Below are 22576 nucleotides of genomic sequence, written 5' to 3' on the forward strand. Positions count from 1 at the left end.
GATGGGGCGACAGCTGTCGCTGCCGGGTGACATTCCGGGTTACAGGCGTCGCATTTATGGGTTACGTCCGGCGCAATAGGGCTTTATAATCGATCGGCTTTAATGCGTCTTAGGGGGAGTTCCGCAGCATGTCCCGGCAGATGAATGCCGATATCGCTGCGTCAAGACGTCGACACCAGACAGGCCGTTGTTCGCTTTTCAATCTTTGGCCCTATCTAAAATGGAACATGTTGCGATGAGCAATGAAGGTGTGGATACCGGTCGACGCCGGTTCCTGACCCTCGCCACCACTGGCGTGGGCGCTGTAGGCGTGGGTGCGGTGGTGTGGCCCTTCCTGGCCTCCCTCAAGCCCAGTGAGCGAGCCAAGGCGCTCGGTGCGCCGGTGACGGCGGACATCGGCGGCCTTGAAGCCGGCCAGATGATCACGCTGGCCTGGCGCGGCAAGCCGGTCTGGATCATCAAGCGCACGCCCGAGATGGTCGAGAGCCTGGCCAAGGTCAAGGGCGATCTGGCCGATCCGGAATCCACCGTCGATCACCAGCCCAAGTACGCGCAGAACGAAACGCGCTCCGTGAAGCCCGAGATCATGGTCATGGTCGGCTCCTGCACCCACCTGGGCTGCTCGCCGACCTTCCGTCCGGATCATCCGGCTCCGGAAATCGCGCCGAACTGGCAGGGCGGCTTCTACTGCCCCTGCCACGGTTCCAAGTTCGACCTCGCCGGCCGCGTCTATCGCGGCGTTCCGGCGCCGACCAACCTCGTGGTGCCGCCTTACAAGTTCGAAGGCGACAACTCGGTGGTGATCGGCGAAGACCAGGCTGCGGCCTAAAGCACCGACAGGGCAGACAGCAATGGCCATCGTACCCAATCCCTACAAGACCACCGGCTTCCTCGGCTGGATCGACGACCGGTTTCCGCTCACCAAGCTCTGGCGCGATCACCTCACCGAGTACTACGCGCCGAAGAACTTCAACTTCTGGTACTACTTCGGATCGCTCGCGCTGCTGGTGCTCGTTAACCAGCTGCTCTCGGGCATCATCCTGGCGATGCACTACAAGCCCAGCGCGGCCGAAGCCTTCGGCAGCGTCGAATACATCATGCGCGACGTGCCCTGGGGCAACGTCATCCGCTACATGCATTCGACGGGCGCCTCGGCGTTTTTCATCGTCGTCTACCTGCACATGTATCGCGGGCTCATCTACGGCTCGTTCAAGAAGCCGCGCGAGCTGATCTGGCTGTTCGGCTGCCTGATCTTCCTCGTGCTGATGGCCGAGGCCTTCGCTGGTTACGTGCTGCCCTGGGGCCAGATGAGCTACTGGGGAGCCCAGGTGATCATCTCGCTGTTCGGCACGATCCCGTTCATCGGCCCGGACCTCGTGGTCTGGGTGCAGGGTGACTACATCCCGTCGGACGCCACGCTCAATCGCCTGTTCTCGCTGCACGTGGTGGCGCTGCCGTTCGTGCTCGTGGGCCTGGTGGTCGCGCATCTGATCGCGCTGCACGAAGTGGGCTCCAACAACCCCGACGGCGTCGAGATCAAGAAGCACAAGGATCCGGACACCAAGATTCCGCTCGACGGCATCGGCTTCCACCCGTACTACACGGTCAAGGATCTGGTCGGCGTCGCGATGTTCCTGATCATCTTCGTCGCGGTGATCTGCTTCGCTCCGGATGGCGGCGGCTACCTGCTCGAGAAGCCGAACTTCCAGGAAGCCAATCCGCTGGTCACGCCCGAGCACATCACGCCGGCGTGGTACTTCGGCGCCTTCTACGCGATGCTGCGCGCGACGCCGTCGATGTTCAGCTCGGCGCTGCCGGGCGTGATCGTGATGTTCGGCGCGGTGCTGATCCTGTTCCTGCTGCCGTGGCTCGATCGCAACCCGATCAAGTCGATCCGCTACAAGGGCAACCTGACCAAGCTGCTCACGCTGATCTTCGCGATCGACTTCATCATGCTGAACTACCTCGGCATGCAGCCGACCAGCGTGCTGTACACGCTGCTGTCGCGCATCGGCACGGTGTACTACTTCGCGTTCTTCTTCTCGTTGCTGTTCATTCATAACTTCGAAAAATCCAAGCCGGTGCCGGAAAGGGTGACGGGATGAAGCGCTTTGCCAAATTGCTGACCGCAGTTGCGGGTCTGGTCGTTTCCGGTTCGGCGTTTGCCGCCGGTGGTCATGCGCTGCCTTACAGCTACACGCCCGATACCTCGAACCTGGCTTCGCTGCAGCGTGGCGCGCGTGACTTCATGGCGTACTGCTCGGGCTGCCACTCGATGAAGTACCTGCGCTACAACCGCATCGGCCAGGATCTCGGCATACCGGACGACGTGCTCAAGAGCAGCCTGATGTTCACGAGCGACAAGCCCGGCGACGCGATCCTGTCGTCGATGCCGGCCGATGCCTCGAAGGGCTGGTTCGGGCAGACGCCGCCCGACCTGACGCTCGAGACGCGCGCACGTGGGGCCGACTGGGTCTACAGCTATCTGCGCACGTTCTACGTCGATGCCAAGCGTCCGCTCGGCGTCAACAACCTCGTGCTGCCGAACGCCTCGATGCCTCACGTGCTGTGGGCGCTGCAGGGATGGCAGGTCAAGGAAGAGCAACACGACGAGGCCGGCGATCACGGTGCGGGCGGCGAGCACCACGGCGTGCCGCTCAAGCTCGTGCAGCCGGGCAGCCTGACGCCCGACCAGTACGAGAAGTTCGTCGGCGACCTCGTGAACTTCATGGCCTACGCGGCCGAGCCGGGCAAGAGCATCCGCACGGGCGTGGGCCCGAAGGCGATGTTCTACCTGCTCATCCTGCTGACGCTCTGCTACTTCCTCAAGAAGGAGTTCTGGCGCGACATCAAGCACTGATGTCCGTCTGAAACCTGTTTTGCCGGAAGCCGCCACGGAGTCGTCCGTGGCGGCTTCTTCATTTTGGACGCTGCTGCACAACTGTCGACTTTTTGCCCAGTGATCGCCTAGAGTCGCTGGATGTCTCTGCGCGCCAAAACGAAGTACGTGCCGCCGAACAAGCCCGCGGCCAATTCCGGCATCACGCTGTTCTGCAGCGCCGGAGCGGTGGGCTGTCTGTGGGTGCGGCTCGTGCTCGCCGAGAAGGACGTCGACGGTGCCCGGCTGCAGATCGAGCGTCCCGGCCGGCCGAGCGAAGACCTCGCGCTGCTCAATCCGACTCACGCACTGCCGACGCTCGCCGATCGCGACACCGTGATCTATCCGGCGCGCGTGATCGTGGAATATCTCGACGAGCGTTATCCGCATCCGCCGATGATGCCGCCCGATCCGGCCCAGCGCGCCCGCCTGCGCATGGTGCTCGATCGCATCGAGGCCGATCTGTATCCGCTGCTGCCGGCCGCCGAGAACCCGACCAGCGCAAGCGGCCGCGAAGCGCGCAAGCGGCTCGTCGAAAGACTCGTCGGCAGCGTGCCGCTGTTCGGCGGCCGCAGCTGGTTTCTCGGCCAGGATCATTCCATCGTCGATAGCGCCTGGACCGCGCTGTTCTGGAAGATCGCCGAGATCAGGCTCGATCTGCCGCCCTCGGCCGATCCACTGCGCCGCTACGCGCAGCGTGCGTTCGCACGCGCCGCGGTCTCCAAGCTCGTGCAGGCAACGCGCTGAACGGCGGAACCGACTACACTCGGCTTCGCTGCAACCACCGCCGATTCCGCACGATCCCATGCCGGTTTTTCGCTCCCGCCGCCCCTATCTGATTCGCGCCATCTACGACTGGGCGACCGACAACGGCCATACGCCGCACCTGCTCGTGTCGGCCGACTATCCGGGCGTGGTGGTACCGCGCGAGTACGTGCAGGAAGGGCGCATCACGCTCAACGTGAGCCCGATGGCGGTGCAGAACCTCGATGTGCAGAGCGATCCGATCTGGTTTTCGGCGCGCTTCTCGGGCCGCTCGTTCGACGTGCAGGTCCCCAGCGGCGCGGTGCTCGCGGTGTTCGCGCGCGAGAACGGCGAGGGCATCGTGTTCGGAGAGGTCGAGCCGCCCGAGCCCGGTGACGGCAAGCCCACCGATCCCCCGCCGCCACCCGACGAGCCGAGCAAGCCGCCGCGTCCGGGCCGCCCGAACCTGCGCGTCGTCAAGTAAAGCGCCTTCGAATCGCGCACCGGCCGATCGCGCAAGCGCCGGGCTTCAATCGGCGTCGAAAGCCCCGCGGATCCATTCGACGCGGTCGTTCGCATCGAGCGCGATGACATCGAAACGCACCGGCATGTCCGCGAATTTCGCATTCGACGCGAGCAGCCAGCGCGCCGCGAGCACGATGCGTTGCCGCTTGGCTGTCCCGATGGTTTCGATCGCATTGCCGTAGCGCGCGTTGCCGCGCTTGCGTACCTCGACGATGACCAGCGTGTCGGGCTTGCCGCGCTCGCGCATGACCAGGTCGAGTTCGCCGCCGCGCGCGCGAAAATTCCGTTGCAGCAGCGTGAGCCCCTGGGCTTGCAGATGGCGCAGCGCGAGGTCTTCGGCGTCCGCGCCCTTCATCGCGAATCAGGGCGCCGCGCTGGCGACCGCCGTGTTCACCGGCGCGCTGCAGCTCAGTTCGCGTGCGATGCGGCCGTCGCCGCCGATCACGAGACGGCCGCTCGCGCCGTCGATGCGATCGCCCGTGTGCAGGTTGTTGGTGAGCAGGCGGCTGGCGACGCGATACGCATCGCCGCCGAGCGCGACCAGACGCGGATAGCCGCGCATCGGGCCGGCATCCGTCGCCGTCGCCTCGCTGCGCGCCTGCGCCCACTGGCCCTGGGTTTCGAGCATCCATGGCATGTCGCAGACGCTCATGCGCTGCCAGTCGATGCCGCGGCCCTCAAAGATCAGCGAGGTGCTCACGATCGGCAGAGCGCTTGCGCGGTAGAAGCGCAGCTGCGGCAGGATCAGGTAGCTGTCCGACGGCTTGGCGGCCAGGAAGATGAAATCGACGTCCTCGCGCCGGCGCGCATCGAACTCGGTGTTCTTGCCGAGCACCGCGGTCAGCGCCTTGTGCCGGCCTTCGCTCGCGTCGAGCGACATGAGCTTCTTGACCACCTTCGACGGATCGGGCGCGCCCGACTGGAAGGCCTCGGCCGAGACCACGGTGCCGCCGAGCGCGGTGAACTGTTCGCGGAACGCGATCAGCACGCGGTTGCCCCAGTCGCTCGCTGGAACCAGCGCGAGTGCCCGGCGGCGGTTCTGGTTGATCGCCTGCGTCGCCGCGGCGCGCGCCTCGTCCTCGGGCGCGAGGCCGAATTGCAGGAAATTGGCCGGAGCGGGCTGGTTCGCGTCGAGCGCATTGAGCGCCAGCAGCGGAACCGCCGGCGGGCCCATGCGGGCGAGCGCGGTGACCGCATCCTTGACGAGCGGTCCGACGATCACGCCGGCGCCTTCGCCGAGCGCGGTCTGATAGGCGCCGATCGCCTGGCTCGCGTCGGCCCCGCTGTCGTAGACGCGAACGCTTCCGCCGGCGCCGCCCTTGTTCGCCGCGGCCATGAAGCCGGTGCGCACCGCTTCACCCGTCGCGGCCAGCGGGCCGCTGAGCGGAACCAGCAGGGCCAAGCCGCCGCCGCGGTTGCCCGCGTAGACCTGCAAGGGCGCATCGCTGATCGGAGCCGGTGCGGACGGCGGATACGCGGCCGGTGACGCGAAAGCCGGCGGCGAGGGCGCTGTCGTCGCGACGGCCGGAGCCTGCGCCGGGCGGGCCATGAAGCCCGCGATGCGCGCATTGCCTGGGTGCCCGGGGAATTTCGCGCTCCAGGCGCCGTAGTTCGCCATCGAGCCCTGGCGCCAGGTCTGGAACAGCTCGAGCCAGCCGCGCGTCGCGGTGTTCTGGGCGGCGAATTTGGGCAGATCGCCGGCCTCGGGCGGGTTGCGCAGCAGCCCGTTCCAGATCTGGTCGCGATTCTCGGCGAGCGCAGCCGGGTCGCTCTGCACGAAGCGCTCGCGCAGCACGAGCGCGCGCACCGCGGCCACCGGATCGCCGAGTGCGAACAGGGCCTGCGCGCGCAGCTGTTCGATCTGCGCGGCGTAGAGCGGCACGTGATCGGAGCTGGCGGGCAGCGACTGCAGCGCCGGCATCGGCTGGCCGCGCTTGAGCAGGATGTCGGCGCGCACGATCTGCGCGCGGGCCATCTGCGGCATCGTCAGCGAACCGGCCGGAATCCGGCTGAGCCAGGTTTCGGCGAGCCTGTCGTTGTCGGTATTGATCGCCGCCTCGGCTGCCGACAGGGCCTGCTCCGCGGCCGGCTGCGGATCGGCGGCCGCCTTGGAGCTGCCCAGGGCGTTGGCCAGTACGAGGCCGAGCCCGAACAGGCTCGCGCAGAAAAGTCGGGATCGCAGCATCGGTAAAGTATCGCACGCCAATTGCGCACCAGGATTGCAGTTCCCATGTCTGAGCTTTCTTCCAGCACGGCCGAAAACGCCGTCGCGCCCGGTCATCTTTACGTCGTGGCGACGCCGATCGGCAATCTCGGCGACTTGTCGCCGCGCGCCCAGGCGGTGCTGCGCGGAGTCGATCGCATCTGCGCCGAGGACACCCGCACCTCGGGCAGCCTGCTCGCGCATTTCGGCATCCAGCGGCCGCTGAGCGCCCTGCATGAGCACAACGAGGGCCGTGCCGTCGCCGACGTGCTCGCCCAGCTGCGCGAAGGCCGCGCGGTGGCGGTGATCTCGGACGCCGGAACGCCGCTGATTTCGGACCCGGGCTTCGTGCTCGTGCGCGCCGCGCGCGAGGCCGGCATTCCGGTCATCGCCGTACCGGGCCCTTGCGCCGCGATCGCCGCGCTGTCGCTGGCCGGCCTGCCGAGCGACGCGTTCTGCTTCGCCGGCTTTCTACCGCACAAGTCCTCCGCGCGCCGCGAGCGCCTGCGCGAGCTCGGCGGCCTGCCGCAGACGCTGATCTTCTATGAGTCGAGCCATCGCATCGCCGAGACGCTGGCCGATCTCGTCGCCGAGCTCGGGCCCGAGCGCCGCGTCTGCCTGGCCCGCGAGATCACCAAGCGCTTCGAGCAGAGCGTGCTGCTGCCGGCGAGCGAGCTCGTCGCCTGGCTCGCGGCCGACAGCAATCGCGGACGCGGCGAGTTCGTGCTCGTGATCGAGGGAGCAAAGGCCGAAAGTGCCGGCAAAACCGAGCAGCTGCGCCTGCTGCGCGTGCTGCTCAAGGAGCTGTCGCCGGCCAAGGCGGCACGCGTCGCCGCCGAGCTGACCGGGGCGCGCAAGAACGAGCTTTACGCGCTCGCGATGGAGCTCGGTGGTTCGGGCGGCTCGGAATGAGGCGGCTCCTGCAGTAGACTCCGCGCCGAGTCGGCCGAACAACCGCCGCCATCGCGAGATGGGGGAGGAAAGTCCGGGCTCCGCAGGGCAGAACGCCAGGTAACGCCTGGGAGGCGCGAGCCTACGGAAAGTGCAACAGAGAGCCAAACCGCCGATGGCCCGCGCAAGCGGGATCAGGCAAGGGTGAAACGGTGCGGTAAGAGCGCACCGCGAGTCCAGCAATGGACCGGCACGGCAAACCCCGTTCGGAGCAAGGCCAAATAGGGTGGGATGTCTTTCGCAAGAAAGGCGACGCGTGGCCCACGCGCCCACCGGGTAGGCTGCTGGAGCTGCACGGCGACGTGCAGCCTAGAGGAATGGTTGTTGAGGGGTCGCAAGGCTCCGGACAGAACCCGGCTTACAGGCCGACTCGCTTTTTTCCTCGTTTTCGAATCCGCATCGAACGCCACGAGCTGACTTCCACTTCAGGAAGTTGGCGCAAGTGGCTGTTTTTTCGTCAGTCTTTCCCCAAAAAATCCTGAATCGCGCCTGAAGCTCAAGCCCTTGTTTCGGCTTGGGATTTCGGTTGCGCGCACCATTGCCGTGGAATATAGTGGCGCGGAGTGGGGCAAAGTGGGGCATCAAATCCATTGAGTGGTGAATCTGGTGGGCTTGAAGCTTTGAAACATTGTTTGGAGCGGGGGGTTGCTTCCGTAACGACTTTCTCAGGCGGGTGGACCGGCTGCGGTCCAAAGTGAGTGCTCGGTGTTCTCAGGCTGGTATGCCGTTTCCTTGGACGAGAAGGGCCGTGTCGCGGTCCCGGCCTCGTTTCGGCATGCGCTCGCCAAAACCGATGCCGGCCCGCTGTACCTGACCCCGTTTTCCCACGATGGCAAGCCGCATCTCGAAGTGTTTCCGTCGGCCGAGTTCGCACGCCTGGCCGAGCAGATCCAGAGCCTCGAAGACAGCGAGCAGGCCGAACTGCTCAAGCAGGAAATCATCGGCCGCTCGGTCGCCGTCGAACTCGACGGCCAGGGCCGCATCGTGCTGCCGCAGTGGCTGCGCGAAGAATCCGGCCTGCTCAACGGCCGCGTCGTCGTCGAAGGGCAGATCAGCCGCTTCGACATCTGGGACGAATCGCGCTACCAGGCGCGCCGTGCTGAGCCCGAGCGCGTCAAGCAAGCGCTCAAGCTCATCAAGCGGTGATGCGCCATGCACACGCCCTCCCCGCAAGCGGCCGCCTCCGGCGGCTTTTCTGCCTCTATCCGACCTGAGCGCTCGATGGCCGATCCGCACCGTCCGGTGATGCTCGACGAAGCCCTGGCCGGTCTGGCTCCGCGGCCCGGCGGCATTTATCTCGACGGCACCTTCGGCCGCGGCGGGCACAGCAAGGCCATTCTCGACGCGATCGGCGAGAGCGGCTTTCTGCATGCGATGGATCAGGATCCGGCCGCGATCGCCGCGGCCGGCGAGCGCTTCGCCGGTCGCGCGAACTTTCGCATCCACCATCGCAACTTCGGCGAGCTCGGGCAGCTTGCGCGCGAGCTCGACCTGGTCGGTCGCATCGACGGCATCCTGCTCGATCTGGGCGTGTCGTCGCCGCAGTTCGACGATGCCGAGCGCGGCTTTTCGTTCCTGCGCGACGGCCCGCTCGACATGCGCATGAACACTGCGGTCGGCGAACCGGCTGCTTCATGGCTCGCGCGTGCCAAGGACGACGAGATCGCCGACGTGCTGTACCAGTACGGCGAAGAGCGCGCGAGCCGGCGCATCGCGCGTCGCATCGTCGAGGCGCGCACGCAGGCGCCGATCACGCGGACGACGCAATTGGCCGAGATCATCGCGCGCGCGATGCCGGGGCCGCGGCAGAAGATCCATCCGGCCACGCGCAGCTTTCAGGCCATTCGCATCTACATCAATCGCGAGCTCGACGTGCTGCCGCAGGCGCTCGGCGCCGCGGCCGAAGTGCTCGCGCCGGGCGGACGGCTCGCGGTGATCAGCTTCCATTCGCTCGAGGATCGCATCGTCAAGCGCTTCATTCGCGACAGCCGGGAGACGGGAGACGCAAGACGCGAGACGCAAGTCACGCTGCGCCGCGTTTCACGCGACTTTCCGACCGACGCCGAATGCGACATCAATCCGCGTGCGCGTAGCGCCGTGTTGAGAGTCGCGGAGAAAGTCTCGTGAGCGAGCGCAAGAACGTCTCCCGTCTCCCGTCTCCCGTGTCCCGGCAATCGATGCTGCTGCCGATGTTCCTGGCCGTCGCGGTGATCCTCAGCGCGCTCGCGGTCGTGCGCGTGAAGCATGAGAACCGCCTGCAGACGACCGAGATCGAGCGCCTGCGCAAGGAGCGCGATCGGCTCGAGATGGAATGGTCCCAGCTGCAGCTCGAAGATGCGGCACTCGCCAATCACGGGCGTATCGAAGCGCTCGCACGCGATCAGCTCGGCATGTCCGAGCCGCGCGACTACGTCGTCGTCGAGCAGCCGCGCGCACGCGGTCTGCGCAGGGATGGCCAGTGAAGCCTTACCTCAAGCACGAACGCGGCAGCAACGCGCGCAGTGGCGGCGGGCGCGGCGCGGGCGCGATTCCGAACGCGGCGCCGCACAAGGTGCAGCCGGTGGCGCCCTGGCGGCGCGTGCTCGTCCTGTGCCTGCTGTGCGTGGGCGCGACCGGCGTGTTCGCGCGCGCGTTCCAGCTGCAGGTGCTCGAGAACGATTTCCTCACGCGCGAGGGCAGCAAGCGCCACGTGCGCACGGTCACGCTCGAAGGCGGCCGTGGCGCGATTCGCGATCGTCGCGGCGAGCCGCTCGCGCTGTCGGCTCCGGTGGATTCGATCTGGACGGTGCCGAAGGCCTTGCTCGCCTCGGCCGGCCACGTCGAGGCGATCGCGCGCATGCTCAACCTGAAGCCGCGTGACCTGACGCAGTTCCTCAAGGAGCGCGAGAACAAGCAGTTCGTCTATCTGCAGCGCCAGATGAACCCGGACGAGGCCAAGCGCCTGCTCGCGATCAAGGCGCCCGGCGTGTTCGCGCAGCGCGAATACCGCCGCTATTACCCGGCCGGTGAAGTCGCCGCGCAGCTCGTCGGCTTCACCAATCTCGACGGCCGTGGCCAGGAAGGCATGGAAGTGGCGCAGAACAGGCTGCTGACCGGGCAGAGCGGTTCGCGCCGCGTGATCCGCGATGCCAAGGGCCGCATCGTCGAAGACACCGAAGACGCCAAGCCCGCGCAGCCGGGCCAGGACCTGGCGCTCACGATCGATCTGCGGCTGCAGTATCTCGCCTATCGCGAGCTCAAGAATTCGGTTTCCAAGTTCAACGCCAAGGGCGGGCTCATCGTCGTCGCCGACGTCAAGAGCGGCGAGATCCTCGCGATGGCGAGCCAGCCCGGCTACAACCCGAACAATCCGGACGAGCGCAAGGTCGGCGGCGCACTGCGCAACCGCGCGATCGTCGACAGCTTCGAGCCCGGTTCGACGGTCAAGCCGCTGCTGATCGCACAGGCGCTCGACATCGGCGCGGTCAAGTCCGACGACCACTACGACGTCGGTCCGGGCTGGTGGAAGGTCGGCGCGCTGACCGTGCGCGACACGCATTCGCACGGCGACATGGACCTGATGTCGATCCTGACCAAATCATCCAACGTCGGCGCGGCCAAGATCGGTCTGCAGATCGGCCCCGAGGCGGTCTGGAACGGCTATCAGAAATTCGGCTTCGGCGATCCGATCCATTCGGGTTTCCCGGGCGAAGCGAGCCCGGTGCTGCGCAACTTCCGGGAGTGGGGAACCATCGCCACCGCCACCGCTTCGTACGGCTATGGCTTGTCGCTGACCTCGATGCATCTCGTGCGCGCCTACTGCGGGCTTGCGAACGACGGCCTGATGCCGCAACTGCGTCTGGTCAAGGGCGGCGAGCCGGTGGCGCCGCAGCGCACCGTGTCGGCCGAGACCGCGCGCCAGGTTCGCCGTCTCATGCAGGGCGTGGTGTCGAAGGAAGGCACCGCCAGCCGCGCCGCGATTCCGGGTTATCGCATCGCCGGCAAGACCGGCACCGTGCACAAGGTGTCGGACACCGGCGGCTACGCGAGCAAGCGCTACCAGTCGGCCTTCATCGGCATGGTGCCGGCCGAGCATCCGCGCCTGGTCGGCCTGGTGCTGATCGACGAGCCCGGTGAAGGCGGCTACTTCGGTGGCCTGGTCGCCGCACCGGCGTTCTCGACGGTCATGCAAGGCGCGCTGCGCTTGCTGCAGATTCCGCCCGACGAGCCGATGCCGGTGATTCCGGCGACGCAGCCTGCCGGTTCGATCGCCAAGGTCGGCAGTGGCGGCGGCGTGGCCGAGGTGCTGCGTTGAAGTCGCTCGCGCTCAAGGCCTTGTTCGATGGATTCGGCGCCGCTGTGCCGGATCTGAGCGTGAGTGGCCTGACGCTCGATTCGCGCGCGGTCACGCCGGGCGATCTGTTCCTGGCTGTGCGCGGCAGCGCTGCGCATGGGCTCGCGCATGCGCCGCAGGCGGTCGAAAACGGAGCCGCGGCGATCGCCTGGGAGCCGGCGAGCGGCATCGCGCCGCCGCAGCTCGGAGTGCCCGAATTCGCGGTCGAATCGCTCGCACAGCGCGTCGGCGCGATCGCCTCGCGTTTCTACGGCGAGCCTTCGAACAGCGCATTCACGTTCGGCGTCACCGGCACCGACGGCAAGACTTCGACGGCGCATCTGGTCGCCCAGGCTTTCGATCGGCTCGGCCGTCCGGCCGCGTACATCGGCACGATCGGCTACGGCCGGCTTGCCGCGCTCGCCGACGCGAGCCACACGACGCCCGATCCGGTTTCGCTGCAGCGCTGGTTCGCGCAAATGGTCGAAAGCGGTTGCAGCGCCGTGTCGATGGAAGTGTCCTCGCATGCGCTCGACCAGAACCGCGTCGGTGGCATCGCCTTCGATGCGGTAGCGCTGACGAACCTGCAGCGCGATCACCTCGACTACCACGGCACGCTCGAAGCCTACGCGGCCGCCAAGCGCAAGCTGTTCGAGCCGGACGACGGTCGCACGCTGATCCTCAATCGCGACGATGCGACCGGCGCGCGCTGGATCGATGAGTTCTCACGCCTCACGTCTCACGCCTCGCGACTCACGTCCTACGGTCTCGATGGCGACGAGCCTGCGACGCCGCGCTACGTGATCGGCCGCGAGCTGAAGCTGCATGGACGTGGATTGAGCCTCGTGCTCGACACGCATGCGGGCCGTGCGCAGCTCGATGCGCCGCTGCTCGGACGTTTCAACGCCTACAACCTCATGACCGCCGCCGCTGCGCTGCTCGCGGCCGACGTGCCGCTGCAGGCCGTCGTCGAAGCGCTCTCGCAGTCGCAGACGGTGCCGGGCCGCATCGAAGGCTTTCGCGGCGGCGCGGGCAAGCCGCTCGTGGTCGTCGATTACGCGCATACGCCGCAGGCGCTCGAACAGATTCTCAAGGCCGTGCGCGCGCACACCGGCGGCAAGCTCTGGTGCGTGTTCGGTTGCGGTGGAGATCGCGACAATGGCAAGCGTCCGCTCATGGGCGCCGCCGCGGCCGCGCACGCGGATGCGCTGATCGTCACCGACGACAATCCGCGCACCGAATCGCCCGAGTCGATCACGCAGCAGATTCTCGAAGGCCTGCCGGCCGGCATCGTGGCGCCGGTCATCCATGACCGCGTCGAAGCGATCCGCACGGCCGTCAATCAGGCCGGCGAGCACGATGTGGTCGTCGTCGCGGGCAAGGGGCACGAGGACTACCAGATCATCGGCAGCGAAAAGCGCGCGTACTCTGATCGCCTGTACGTCGCGCAGCTGCTCGGCGGCTCGACCTTGGGAGCGCACGCATGACGCCGACGCTCGCCGATCTCGCACGCCGTCTGAACGCGCCACTGACCGGTGCCGACGCCGGCTTTTCGCGCGTGATTTCGGATACGCGCCAGTTGCAGCCCGGCGACTTGTTCGTCGCGCTCGTCGGCGATCGCTTCGACGGTCACGATTATCTCGACGAGGCGCGCCAGCGCGGTGCGGTCGGCGCGCTGGTTTCGCGCGCCATCGGCGTCGCGCTGCCGCAGGTGCTCGTCGGCGACACGCTTGCGGGCTTGCAGGACTACGCGCGTTCCTGGCGCGGCGATTTCGCGAACCCGGTCGTCGCGGTGACCGGCAGCAACGGCAAGACCACGACCAAGCAGCTGCTCGCCGCGGTGCTCGCCGCGCGCGGACCGGTGCTCGCCACCGAAGGCAATCTGAACAATCACATCGGCGTGCCGCTGACGCTCGCGCGCCTGCGCGACGACTACGCGACCGCCGTCATCGAGCTCGGCGCGAATCATCTGCACGAGATCGAAGCGCTCGCCGCGATCGCGCAGCCGCAGATCGGCATCGTCACGCAGGCCGGCGATGCGCATCTCGAAGGCTTCGGCTCGCGCGATGGTGTCGCGCGCGGCAAGGGCGAACTGTTCGCCGCGATCGCGCGGCAACCGCAGGGCGTCGCGATCATCAACGCGGACGATGTCTACGCGCCGCTGTGGTCAACCCTCGCAGGAAACGCGCAGCAGATTCGCTTCGGCCTGTCGGCCGATGCCGACGTGAGTGCCGATGGCATCGAGAGCTATGCGATCGACGATGGACGCAACGGCATGCGCTTCACGCTGAGCCTGCCGAACGGCGAGGCCGACGTGAACCTGCCGCTGCCGGGCCGCCACAACGTGCTCAACGCGCTCGCGGCCGCCGCCGCGGCTTACGCTCTCGGCCTGTCGGCCGAGGTGATCGCGGCCGGTCTCGCGCAAGTGCAGGCGCCGAGCGGTCGCGTGGCCTGGAAGCGCATCGCGCCGAACGCGAGGCTCATCGACGACAGCTACAACGCCAATCCGACTTCGCTCGCCGCCGGCCTGCAGCTGCTCGCGGCGCTGCCCGGCGAGCGCTGGGCCGTGCTCGGCGGCATGGCCGAACTCGGGGCGACGGCCGAATCGCTGCATGTCGAAGCGGGCCGGAGCGCGCGTGCGCTCGGGCTCGATCGGCTCTACGTCACCGGCGCGATGTCGCCGCATTACGCAGCCGGTTTCGGCGAGGGCACGCGCGTGTTCGCAACGCATGAGCAGCTCATCGCGGCATTGCGGGCTGATGTCGCGGCCTGCGTCTCGCCGCTGACTTTGCTGGTCAAGGGATCGCGCTCTGCGCGTATGGAAGCTGTGGTTCAGGCGCTGGTGGGCGGCGCCGACGGGGGAGTGCACTGATGCTTTATCACCTGGCCGAAGCGCTGAAAACGCATATCAGCGGCTTCAATGTGTTCGGCTACCTGACCGTGCGCGCGATACTCGGCGTGCTGACAGCCCTGATCTTTTCGTTCACGTTCGGGCCGCTGCTGATCCGCAAGCTGCACGACTTCAAGTTCGGGCAGGTCATTCGCGAAGTCGGCCCGAAATCGCACCAGGCCAAGACCGGCACGCCGACGATGGGTGGCGTGCTGATCCTCGCGGCGATCAGCGTCGCCACGCTGCTGTGGGCCGATCTGTCGAACCGCTTCGTCTGGTTCGCGCTGATCGTGACGGTGGCGTTCGGGCTCGTCGGCTTCGCGGACGACTACATCAAGATCAAGTATCGCCGCAATCTCGGCCTGACCGCGAAGCAGAAGTATTTCTGGCTTTCGCTGGCCGGCTTCGGCACCTCGATCGCGATCTACCTGACCGCCAAGACGCCGGCCGAGACGCTGCTGATCGTGCCGATGCTCAAGGACGTGGCCTTGCCGCTCGGCGGCTTCTTCGTGATCTGGGCGTATCTGGTCATCGTCGGCACCAGCAACGCGGTGAATCTGACCGATGGCCTCGACGGCCTCGCGATCATGCCCTGCGTACTCGTGGCGTCGGCCCTCGCGGTGTTCTCGTATTGCACGGGCAACGTGAAGTTCGCGAACTACCTCGGCATTCCGTACATCGCCGGCGTCGGCGAACTCGCGATCTTCTGCACCGCGATCGGCGGCGCGGGGCTGGGCTTTCTGTGGTTCAACGCCTACCCGGCGCAGGTGTTCATGGGCGACGTCGGCGCGCTCGCGCTCGGCGCCGCGCTCGGCGTGGTCGCGGTGCTCGTGCGCCAGGAACTCGTGCTGGTGGTCATGGGCGGCGTGTTCGTCGCCGAAACGCTGTCGGTGATGATCCAGGTCGGCTATTTCAAGTGGTCCGGTGGCAAGCGCATCTTCCGCATGGCCCCGCTGCACCATCACTACGAACTCAAGGGCTGGCCCGAGCCCAAGATCATCGTGCGCTTCTGGATCGTCACCTTGATTCTCGTGCTGATCGGATTGTCGACACTCAAGATCCGATGAACACGATCGCGCGCCCCACCGTGACGAAGTCCTACGCCGGCCGGCATCTGCTGGTGGTCGGGCTCGGCTTGTCCGGTGTCTCAGTGCTGCGCTATCTCGCGCGCACCGGCGCGCAGATCACGGTGACCGATTCGCGTGCGGAGCCTGCGGGCATCGCGGCCTTGCGCGCGGAGTTTCCGCAAGTCGTGTTTCGCCTCGGTGCGTTCAGCGCTTCGCAGCCGCTGAGTCAATTCAACGAAGCCGTGGTTTCTCCGGGTGTTTCGCTCGACGAGCCCTTCGTGCGCGAGCTCATCGCGGCCGGTGTTCCGGTGATCGGTGACGTCGAGCTGTTCGCGCGTGAGGCCGATGCGCCGGTGATCGGGATCACAGGATCGAACGGCAAAAGCACGGTCACCACGCTCGTCTACGAGATGGCGAAGGCCGCGGGCCTGCGCGCGGCGGTCGGCGGCAATCTCGGCGTGCCGGCACTCGACCTGCTCGCGAGCGACTGCGAGCTCTACGTGCTCGAACTGTCGAGCTTCCAGCTTGAAACCACGCACACGCTCAAGCTGCGCGCGGCCGCGAACCTGAATCTCTCGCAGGATCATCTCGATCGCCACGGAACGATGGAGCATTACGCCGCGGTCAAGGCGCGCATCTTCGCGCACTGCGAAGTCGCGGTAGTCAACGTCGAAGATGCACTGGTGATGTGTCATGCGCCGGCGAACGCCATGAGTTTCGGCATCGAAGCCGGCCGATACCACGTAGGGCGGGTCTCGACCCGCCTCGGCGATGGAACGACGGTGGATCAAGACGCGCCCTACGCCCTTTTCGATGACGACGACATGCTGTTGCCGTTGTCCGCGCTCAAAATCCAGGGCCTGCACAACGCAGCCAACGCACTTGCCGCGCTCGCGCTCGCCGATGCCGCCGGCATCGCACGCGAACACAGCCTGCGCGCATTGACCGAATTCGCCGGCCTGCCGCATCGCTGCGCCTTCGTCGCCGAAACCCACGGCGTGGTCTGGCTCGACGATTCCAAGGGCACCAATGTCGGCGCGACGCTCGCGGCCCTGCAAGGCCTGTCGGGTCCGATCGTCTGGCTCGGAGGCGGGCAGGGCAAGGGGCAGGACTTTTCGCCGCTCGCGGAACCGCTCGCGCAGAAGGGCCGCGCCGCCGTGCTGTTCGGACAGGATGCGCAGGCGATCGAAGACGCCATTCTCGGCGCGCTGCCGGTCTATCGCGAGGCCGACCTGCAGGCCTCGGTGCTGCGTGCACAGTCGCTCGCGCAGGCCGGTGACCGCGTGCTGCTGTCACCGGCCTGCGCGAGCCTCGATCAGTTCAGGAACTACGTCGAACGCGGCCAGCGCTTCGCGCAGGCGGTGAAGGCACTCGCATGATCACGCTTGCACAAAAGTTCTTCACGCTCCCGCGTGCCCGCGTCGGACTCGACGGGCCGATGTTCGCGGGCATCGCGCTGCTGCTGTCCTGGGGGCTGATCATGGTGGCCTCGGCATCGGTCGCGCAGGCCGAGAAGATGACCGGCGCTCCGTTCCATTACTTCTGGCGCCAGCTGTTGTTCGTCGGCATCGGCGGCGTCGCCGCGTTCGGCGCGTTCCTCGTGCCGATGCATTTCTGGGAGCGCAAGAGCGCGCTGATCGCGATCAGTGCGGTGCTCCTGCTCGTGATCGTGCTGATTCCGGGCATCGGCATCAAGGTCAACGCGGCGCGTCGCTGGATCGACCTCGGCTTCATCCGCATGCAGCCTTCGGAGCTCGCGCGCCTCGCGCTGATCGTCTACCTGTCGGGTTACATCGTGCGCCGGCAGGCGCGCCTGCAGAACGAATGGCGGGGCCTGTTGCTGCCGTTCCTGCCGCTGCTCGTCGCGGGCGCGCTGCTGATCCTGGAGCCGGACTTCGGCGCGACCGTGATCCTGCTGACGGTGGCCTTCGTCATGCTGTTTCTCGGCGGTGCGAAGCTCTGGCACCTGCTCGTGCTGATGGTCACCGGCAGCAGCCTGCTCACCCTGGTCGCCTTCGCCGAGGCGTATCGCGTACGCCGGATGATGAGCTTCCTGCACCCGTTCGCCGACATCAACAACAGCGGCTGGCAGCTCGCGAATTCACTGATTGCGATCGGTCGCGGCGAGGTCACCGGCGTCGGTCTCGGCAACAGCGTGCAGAAGCTGCTGTACCTGCCCGAAATGCACACCGATTTCATCTTCGCGATCCTCGCCGAGGAGTTCGGCCTGCTCGGTGTGCTCGTGCTGATCGGTCTGTTCGCGCTGGTGGTCTGGCGCGGCTTCGTCATCGGCGGCCGCGCCGAAGCGGCGGGCGAGCGCTTCAAGGCCTACGTCTGTTACGGCTTGTCGACCTGGCTCGGGTTGCAGGCGCTCATCAACATGGCTGTCGACATGGGCGCGCTGCCGACCAAGGGACTCACGCTGCCCCTGATCAGCTACGGCGGCGCTTCGTTGATCTGCGTGCTCGTGATGCTCGCGCTGATCCTGCGCGTCGATTACGAGAATCGTCTGCTGTCCGCGGGCGGCAGACGGGAGACGGCAGACGGGAGGCGTAGAAGCACGGCCTCGGCGCAGGCCGACGAAGCGTTTGCATCTCCCGTCTCCCGTTCGCCGTCTCTCGGCATCGGAGAAGCCCCATGAACGTGATGATCATGGCCGGCGGCACCGGAGGGCATGTGTTCCCCGCGCTCGCGGTCGCGCACGAGTTGCGGGCGCTCGGGCACGAGATCGTCTGGATGGGCGCGCCCGATTCGTTCGAGGCGCGCACCGTGGTTCCGCAGGGCTTCGAGCTCGAAACCATCGACGTGCGCGGCCTGCGTGGCAAAGGCTGGAAGACCTTGCTCGGCGCTCCGCTGCTGATCTGGAAGGCGGTGAGCCAGGCGCGCGGCATCATTCGTCGCCGGCGTCCGGACGTGGTGCTCGGCATGGGCGGCTTCGCGAGCGGTCCGGGCGGCCTCGCCGCGCGCCTAGCCCGCGTGCCGCTCGTCATTCACGAGCAGAACGCGGCGCCGGGCCTCACCAATCGCTGCCTCGCGGTGATTGCGAACAAGGTGCTCGAAGCGTTTCCGCGCACGTTCCGCCAGGCGAACACGGTCGGCAATCCGGTGCGCGCGGCGATCGCCGAGCTGCCGTCGCCCGAAGAACGGCTGGCCGAGCGCCAGCAGCCCTTGCGCGTGCTCGTGCTCGGCGGCAGCCAGGGCGCGCGTGCGCTCAACGAACTCGTGCCCGCCGCGCTCGCGCTGCTGCCCGATACGCAGCGCCCGCAGATTCGTCATCAGGCCGGCCGCACCTATGACGTCGCCCGCGCGGCGTACACGAATGCAGGCGTGATGGCGCGCATCGAATCCTTCATCGACGACATGCCGTCGGCCTATGCCTGGGCCGATCTGGTGGTCTGCCGTTCGGGTGCTTCGACCATCGCCGAGCTCTGCGCGGCCGGTTGCGCCTCCGTGCTGGTGCCGTTTCCGCATGCGGTCGACGATCACCAGACCGCCAACGGACGCTATCTCGCCGATGCGGGCGCGGCCGTGCTGATCCAGGAGCGCGAACTCGATGCCGAAGGCCTCGCCGCGCTGCTGCGCGACCTGCTCGGCAACCGCGCCAAGTTGTTGCAGATGGCGCAGGCCGCGCGTTCCAGGGCCTGGCCGCAGGCCACGCGCGAGATCGCGCACGAAGTGCTCGCCGCTGGAGGCCAGGTATGGTGAACCCCAGCTTCACGTCGTCGCTTTCGCAGATGCGTCGCGTGCGTCGCGTGCACATGCTCGGCATCGGTGGATCGGGCATGGCCGGCATCGCCGAGGTGCTGCTCAACCTGGGCTATCGCGTCTCGGGCACCGACCTCAAGGAGTCGGCCGCCACGCGTCGCCTCGCCTCGCTCGGCGCGCAGATCTTCTTCGGCCACGCCGAGCAGAACACCGAGGGCGCGGACGTCGTCGTCTGCTCGACGGCGGTGAAGGCCAGCAATCCGGAAGTCGCCTACGCGCATGCGCATCGCATACCCGTCGTGCGCCGCGCCGAGATGCTCGCCGAGCTCATGCGCTTCCGCTACGGCATCGCGATCGCCGGAACGCACGGCAAGACCACCACCACGAGTCTCGTCGCCGCGGTGCTCGCCGAAGGCGGGCTCGATCCGACTTTCGTCGTCGGTGGCAAGGTCAAGAGCGCGGACACCAATGCGCGCCTCGGCGCCGGCCACTATCTCGTCGCCGAAGCGGACGAGAGCGACGCCTCGTTCCTGCACTTGTCTCCGCTGATGGCGGCGGTCACCAACATCGACGCCGATCATCTCGAAACCTACGGCGGCGACTTCAACACGCTCAAGGACACCTTCGTCGAGTTCCTGCACCGGCTGCCGTTCTATGGCCTCGCGGTGCTGTGCATCGACGATCCGGTGATCTCGGAGCTGATCACCGAAATCGGGCGGCCGACGCTGACCTATGGCCTCAGCGAACAAGCCGACGTGCGCGCGGTGAACATACGCGCGGTCGGCAGCGGACACGATTTCGATCTGGTTACGCGCGAAGGCCTGCGCGCCGAGTTGCATCTGAACCTGCCGGGCCTGCACAACGTGCAGAACGCGCTCGCCGCGATCGCGATCGGGCTCGAGCTCGGCGTCGGCGTCGAAGCGATTCGCAAGGCCTTCCTCGAGTTCCAGGGCATCGGCCGTCGTTGCGAGCCGCACGGACTCGTCGCGCTGCCGAAAGGCGGAAGCGCGCTCGTGGTCGACGATTACGGCCATCATCCGCGCGAGATCGCGGCGACCTTCCAGGCCATGCGCGCGGCGCATCCGCAGCGTCGTCTCGTGGTCGCGTTCCAGCCGCATCGCTACACGCGTACGCGCGATCTGTTCGACGACTTCTGCCTGATCCTGTCGGAGGCCGACGGCCTGCTGCTGACCGAGGTCTACGCGGCCGGTGAGGAGATGATCACCAACGCGGACAGCCGCTCGCTCGCGCGCTGCGTGCGTTCGCGCGGCAAGGTCGAGCCGGTCTTCGTGAAGTCGGTCGCCGATTTGCCCGATGCGCTCGCCGGCGTGCTGCAGGACGGCGATCTGCTGCTGACGCTCGGAGCGGGCGACATCGGCGGCTTGCCGGCCACCTTGATCAAGCAATTCGGAGTGCCGGCGTGAACCGCACTGCGAGCCCATCGTCACGGCAAAGCGTGCGCGGCGAACTGCGCGAGCACGAGCCGCTGTCGCTGCACACGAGTTGGCGCGTGGGCGGTCCGGCCGATCGCTTCTTCGAGCCGGCCGATCGCGACGATCTGCTGCAGTTCATCGCGCGCCTGCCCGCGAAAGAGCCGGTGCTCTGGCTCGGGCTCGGCAGCAACCTGCTCGTGCGCGACGGCGGTTTTCGCGGCACCGTGATTTCGCTGCATGGCGCGCTCGACGGCCTGGTCTCGGCCGGTGAATTCGAGATCTACGCCGAAGCCGGCGTGCACTGCGCGCGGCTCGCCAAGTTCGCGCAGCAGCACAAGCGCGCGGGACTCGGTTTCATGGCCGGCATTCCGGGAACGGTCGGCGGCGCGCTCGCGATGAACGCGGGCGCCTGGGGCGGCGAGACCTGGCCGCAGGTCATCGCGGTCGAAGCGGTGTTCCGCGGAGGCCGCGCCGAGTGGCTCGAGCCGCACGATTTTTCATGGAGCTATCGGCATGTCGATCTGCCGAACGGTTTCCTCGGTTTTCTCGGTGCGCGCCTGCGCGTGGCGCACGACGAGCACGGCGAGCACGAGCGCGTGACGCGTGAATGGCTCGCGCGCCGCAAGGCCACTCAGCCCGTCGGCAAGCCGAGCGCGGGCAGCACGTTCCGCAATCCGCCGGGCGATCACGCGGCGCGTCTGATCGAAAGCTGCGGGCTCAAGGGCGCGCGCATCGGCGGAGCGGAAGTCTCGAAGCTGCATGCCAATTTCATCGTCACCGACGACGGCGCCAAAGCGGCCGACGTGGAGTCACTCATCGAAAAGATTCGCAGCGAAGTCCGCGAGCAGACCGGCATCGATCTGCATCCCGAGGTTCGAGTCGTAGGAGAGCCGTTGTGAACGCCTCACTTCTCACCCCTCACGCCTCACGTCCCGAAGACTTCGGCAAGGTCGCCGTGCTCATGGGCGGCTGGTCGTCCGAACGGCAGGTCGCGCTCTGGAGCGGCGAAGCCGTGCACGAAGCGCTGTGCTCGCGCGGCGTCGACGCGCATGCGGTGGACCTCACGCCTGCGCGCCTGTTCGGACTCAAGAACGAAGGTTTCGATCGCGCCTTCAACGTGCTGCACGGAACCGGCGGTGAAGACGGCACCGTGCAGGCCGTGCTCGACCTGATCGGCATTCCGTACACGGGCAGCGGCGTGCTCGCGAGCGCGCTCGCGATGGACAAGCTGCGCACCAAGCGCATCTGGAAATCCGAAGGCCTGCCGACGCCCGAATGGCTCGTGCTGCGCTCGAACGAGGACGCGCTCGCGGCCGGAACGCAGCTCGGCTTTCCGTACTTCGTGAAGCCGGCCGCCGAGGGTTCGAGCGTCGGCATCAGCAAGGTCAAGTTCGCGACCTCCGCAGTGTCTGCGTATCGCAAGGCGGCGGGCGAATACGAAGATCGTCCACGCGTGGTGCTGGCCGAACGCGAGATTCGCGGCGGTGAATACACCTGCGCGATCCTCGACGGCCAGGCGCTGCCGACGATCCGTATCGAGCCCGATGGCGAGTTCTACGACTACAACGCCAAGTACATCTCCAACGACACGCGCTACCACTGTCCGAGCGGCTTGCCCGCTGCGCTCGAAGCCGAGATCCAGGCGCTGAGCCTGCGCGCCTTCGATCTGCTCGGTGCGAGCGGCTGGGGACGCATCGATTTCCTGCTCGACGAGCAGCAACGTCCCTGGCTGCTCGAAGCCAACCTGGTGCCGGGCATGACTTCGCATTCGCTGGTGCCGATGGCCGCCAAGGCCGTCGGCCTTTCGTTCGCCGATCTGTGCTGGCGAATCCTGCAAACCACTTTGTCTTCCGAAGGAACGATCTGAC

Annotated in this window: 21 protein-coding genes and 1 other RNA gene; 20 read left to right on the forward strand and 2 right to left on the reverse strand. The window is 67.0% G+C overall.

From position 1 onward, the window contains the following. The first annotated feature begins 235 nt into the window (after positions 1 to 235). The 5 genes from petA (at position 236) to AC3WUM_RS17530 (ending at position 4106) form a co-directional block, all read left to right on the forward strand. Positions 236 to 829: a ubiquinol-cytochrome c reductase iron-sulfur subunit gene (gene petA, locus AC3WUM_RS17510; RefSeq protein WP_492411764.1), complete on the forward strand. Its 594-nt coding sequence runs from the start codon at positions 236 to 238 to the stop codon at positions 827 to 829. A gap of 22 nt (positions 830 to 851) precedes the next feature. Further along, positions 852 to 2105: a cytochrome b gene (locus AC3WUM_RS17515; protein ID WP_492411766.1), complete on the forward strand. Its 1254-nt coding sequence runs from the start codon at positions 852 to 854 to the stop codon at positions 2103 to 2105. Continuing rightward, a complete protein-coding gene (locus tag AC3WUM_RS17520) occupies positions 2102 to 2860 on the forward strand; it encodes a cytochrome c1 (protein WP_492411768.1) in 759 nt (252 codons plus the stop codon). Before AC3WUM_RS17515 ends, AC3WUM_RS17520 begins: the two co-directional genes overlap by 4 nt. A gap of 120 nt (positions 2861 to 2980) precedes the next feature. Next, positions 2981 to 3625: a glutathione S-transferase N-terminal domain-containing protein gene (locus tag AC3WUM_RS17525; protein WP_492411770.1), complete on the forward strand. Its 645-nt coding sequence runs from the start codon at positions 2981 to 2983 to the stop codon at positions 3623 to 3625. A 58-nt stretch (positions 3626 to 3683) separates the two neighbouring features. Next, a complete protein-coding gene (locus AC3WUM_RS17530) occupies positions 3684 to 4106 on the forward strand; it encodes a ClpXP protease specificity-enhancing factor (protein ID WP_492411772.1) in 423 nt (140 codons plus the stop codon). 45 nt (positions 4107 to 4151) lie between these two features. Here AC3WUM_RS17530 and AC3WUM_RS17535 read toward each other — a convergent pair whose 3' ends face one another. Beyond that, entirely contained in the window at positions 4152 to 4502 is a 351-nt protein-coding gene (locus AC3WUM_RS17535) for a YraN family protein (RefSeq protein WP_492411774.1), read from the reverse strand. Positions 4503 to 4508: 6 nt separating this feature from the next. After that, positions 4509 to 6332: a penicillin-binding protein activator gene (locus tag AC3WUM_RS17540; protein WP_492411776.1), complete on the reverse strand. Its 1824-nt coding sequence runs from the start codon at positions 6330 to 6332 to the stop codon at positions 4509 to 4511. Between the two features lie 45 nt (positions 6333 to 6377). On the opposite strand from AC3WUM_RS17540, the gene rsmI reads away from it, so the two are divergent. The 15 genes from rsmI to AC3WUM_RS17615 all read left to right on the forward strand — a co-directional run bounded on the left by rsmI (position 6378) and on the right by AC3WUM_RS17615 (position 22575). After that, positions 6378 to 7262, forward strand: coding sequence for a 16S rRNA (cytidine(1402)-2'-O)-methyltransferase (rsmI, locus tag AC3WUM_RS17545; protein WP_492411777.1), 885 nt, complete (start codon positions 6378 to 6380; stop codon positions 7260 to 7262). Positions 7263 to 7288: 26 nt separating this feature from the next. Further along, an RNA gene (gene rnpB, locus AC3WUM_RS17550) (RNase P RNA component class A) lies at positions 7289 to 7678 on the forward strand. Between the two features lie 328 nt (positions 7679 to 8006). Beyond that, positions 8007 to 8447 (forward strand): division/cell wall cluster transcriptional repressor MraZ, encoded by a 441-nt coding sequence (locus AC3WUM_RS17555; protein WP_492411779.1) that lies wholly within the window; start codon positions 8007 to 8009, stop codon positions 8445 to 8447. A 75-nt stretch (positions 8448 to 8522) separates the two neighbouring features. Continuing rightward, positions 8523 to 9428, forward strand: a complete 906-nt coding sequence (rsmH, locus tag AC3WUM_RS17560; protein WP_492411781.1) for a 16S rRNA (cytosine(1402)-N(4))-methyltransferase RsmH — start codon at positions 8523 to 8525, stop codon at positions 9426 to 9428. Next, complete coding sequence (gene ftsL, locus AC3WUM_RS17565) at positions 9425 to 9763, forward strand: cell division protein FtsL (protein ID WP_492411783.1); 339 nt, start codon at positions 9425 to 9427, stop codon at positions 9761 to 9763. Before rsmH ends, ftsL begins: the two co-directional genes overlap by 4 nt. Next, on the forward strand, positions 9760 to 11595 hold the full coding sequence (locus tag AC3WUM_RS17570) for a peptidoglycan D,D-transpeptidase FtsI family protein (RefSeq protein ID WP_492411785.1): 1836 nt from the start codon (positions 9760 to 9762) through the stop codon (positions 11593 to 11595). The genes ftsL and AC3WUM_RS17570 overlap by 4 nt, the downstream gene beginning before the upstream one ends. Continuing rightward, the gene (locus AC3WUM_RS17575; protein ID WP_492411787.1) at positions 11592 to 13100 is read left to right on the forward strand and encodes a UDP-N-acetylmuramoyl-L-alanyl-D-glutamate--2,6-diaminopimelate ligase; all 1509 of its coding nucleotides are present in this window, start codon (positions 11592 to 11594) and stop codon (positions 13098 to 13100) included. Before AC3WUM_RS17570 ends, AC3WUM_RS17575 begins: the two co-directional genes overlap by 4 nt. Then, positions 13097 to 14485 (forward strand): UDP-N-acetylmuramoyl-tripeptide--D-alanyl-D-alanine ligase, encoded by a 1389-nt coding sequence (locus AC3WUM_RS17580; protein ID WP_492411789.1) that lies wholly within the window; start codon positions 13097 to 13099, stop codon positions 14483 to 14485. The genes AC3WUM_RS17575 and AC3WUM_RS17580 overlap by 4 nt, the downstream gene beginning before the upstream one ends. Continuing rightward, complete coding sequence (gene mraY / locus AC3WUM_RS17585; RefSeq protein WP_492411791.1) at positions 14485 to 15570, forward strand: phospho-N-acetylmuramoyl-pentapeptide-transferase; 1086 nt, start codon at positions 14485 to 14487, stop codon at positions 15568 to 15570. Before AC3WUM_RS17580 ends, mraY begins: the two co-directional genes overlap by 1 nt. After that, entirely contained in the window at positions 15567 to 16949 is a 1383-nt protein-coding gene (gene murD / locus AC3WUM_RS17590) for a UDP-N-acetylmuramoyl-L-alanine--D-glutamate ligase (RefSeq protein ID WP_492411793.1), read from the forward strand. Before mraY ends, murD begins: the two co-directional genes overlap by 4 nt. After that, a complete protein-coding gene (gene ftsW / locus AC3WUM_RS17595; RefSeq protein ID WP_492411794.1) occupies positions 16946 to 18211 on the forward strand; it encodes a putative lipid II flippase FtsW in 1266 nt (421 codons plus the stop codon). The genes murD and ftsW overlap by 4 nt, the downstream gene beginning before the upstream one ends. Further along, positions 18208 to 19275: an undecaprenyldiphospho-muramoylpentapeptide beta-N-acetylglucosaminyltransferase gene (gene murG, locus AC3WUM_RS17600; protein WP_492411795.1), complete on the forward strand. Its 1068-nt coding sequence runs from the start codon at positions 18208 to 18210 to the stop codon at positions 19273 to 19275. The genes ftsW and murG overlap by 4 nt, the downstream gene beginning before the upstream one ends. Further along, positions 19269 to 20699 (forward strand): UDP-N-acetylmuramate--L-alanine ligase, encoded by a 1431-nt coding sequence (murC, locus tag AC3WUM_RS17605; RefSeq protein ID WP_492411797.1) that lies wholly within the window; start codon positions 19269 to 19271, stop codon positions 20697 to 20699. Before murG ends, murC begins: the two co-directional genes overlap by 7 nt. Then, positions 20696 to 21607: a UDP-N-acetylmuramate dehydrogenase gene (gene murB, locus AC3WUM_RS17610; RefSeq protein WP_492411799.1), complete on the forward strand. Its 912-nt coding sequence runs from the start codon at positions 20696 to 20698 to the stop codon at positions 21605 to 21607. Before murC ends, murB begins: the two co-directional genes overlap by 4 nt. Then, complete coding sequence (locus tag AC3WUM_RS17615) at positions 21604 to 22575, forward strand: D-alanine--D-alanine ligase (protein WP_492411801.1); 972 nt, start codon at positions 21604 to 21606, stop codon at positions 22573 to 22575. Before murB ends, AC3WUM_RS17615 begins: the two co-directional genes overlap by 4 nt. Position 22576 lies beyond the last annotated feature (1 nt).

Source organism: Hydrocarboniphaga sp. FW305-C-57 (genome assembly GCF_058783045.1).

Excerpts from the sequence above, each read along its gene's own strand:
- petA (WP_492411764.1), top strand. The coding sequence starts at position 236 with ATGAGCAATGAAGGTGTGGATACCGGTCGACGCCGGTTCCTGACCCTC.
- AC3WUM_RS17515 (WP_492411766.1), top strand. The coding sequence starts at position 852 with ATGGCCATCGTACCCAATCCCTACAAGACCACCGGCTTCCTCGGCTGG.
- AC3WUM_RS17520 (WP_492411768.1), top strand. The coding sequence starts at position 2,102 with ATGAAGCGCTTTGCCAAATTGCTGACCGCAGTTGCGGGTCTGGTCGTT.
- AC3WUM_RS17525 (WP_492411770.1), top strand. The coding sequence starts at position 2,981 with ATGTCTCTGCGCGCCAAAACGAAGTACGTGCCGCCGAACAAGCCCGCG.
- AC3WUM_RS17530 (WP_492411772.1), top strand. The coding sequence starts at position 3,684 with ATGCCGGTTTTTCGCTCCCGCCGCCCCTATCTGATTCGCGCCATCTAC.
- AC3WUM_RS17535 (WP_492411774.1), bottom strand. The coding sequence starts at position 4,502 with ATGAAGGGCGCGGACGCCGAAGACCTCGCGCTGCGCCATCTGCAAGCC.
- AC3WUM_RS17540 (WP_492411776.1), bottom strand. The coding sequence starts at position 6,332 with ATGCTGCGATCCCGACTTTTCTGCGCGAGCCTGTTCGGGCTCGGCCTC.
- rsmI (WP_492411777.1), top strand. The coding sequence starts at position 6,378 with ATGTCTGAGCTTTCTTCCAGCACGGCCGAAAACGCCGTCGCGCCCGGT.
- rsmH (WP_492411781.1), top strand. The coding sequence starts at position 8,523 with ATGGCCGATCCGCACCGTCCGGTGATGCTCGACGAAGCCCTGGCCGGT.
- AC3WUM_RS17580 (WP_492411789.1), top strand. The coding sequence starts at position 13,097 with ATGACGCCGACGCTCGCCGATCTCGCACGCCGTCTGAACGCGCCACTG.
- mraY (WP_492411791.1), top strand. The coding sequence starts at position 14,485 with ATGCTTTATCACCTGGCCGAAGCGCTGAAAACGCATATCAGCGGCTTC.
- murD (WP_492411793.1), top strand. The coding sequence starts at position 15,567 with ATGAACACGATCGCGCGCCCCACCGTGACGAAGTCCTACGCCGGCCGG.
- ftsW (WP_492411794.1), top strand. The coding sequence starts at position 16,946 with ATGATCACGCTTGCACAAAAGTTCTTCACGCTCCCGCGTGCCCGCGTC.
- murG (WP_492411795.1), top strand. The coding sequence starts at position 18,208 with ATGAACGTGATGATCATGGCCGGCGGCACCGGAGGGCATGTGTTCCCC.
- murC (WP_492411797.1), top strand. The coding sequence starts at position 19,269 with ATGGTGAACCCCAGCTTCACGTCGTCGCTTTCGCAGATGCGTCGCGTG.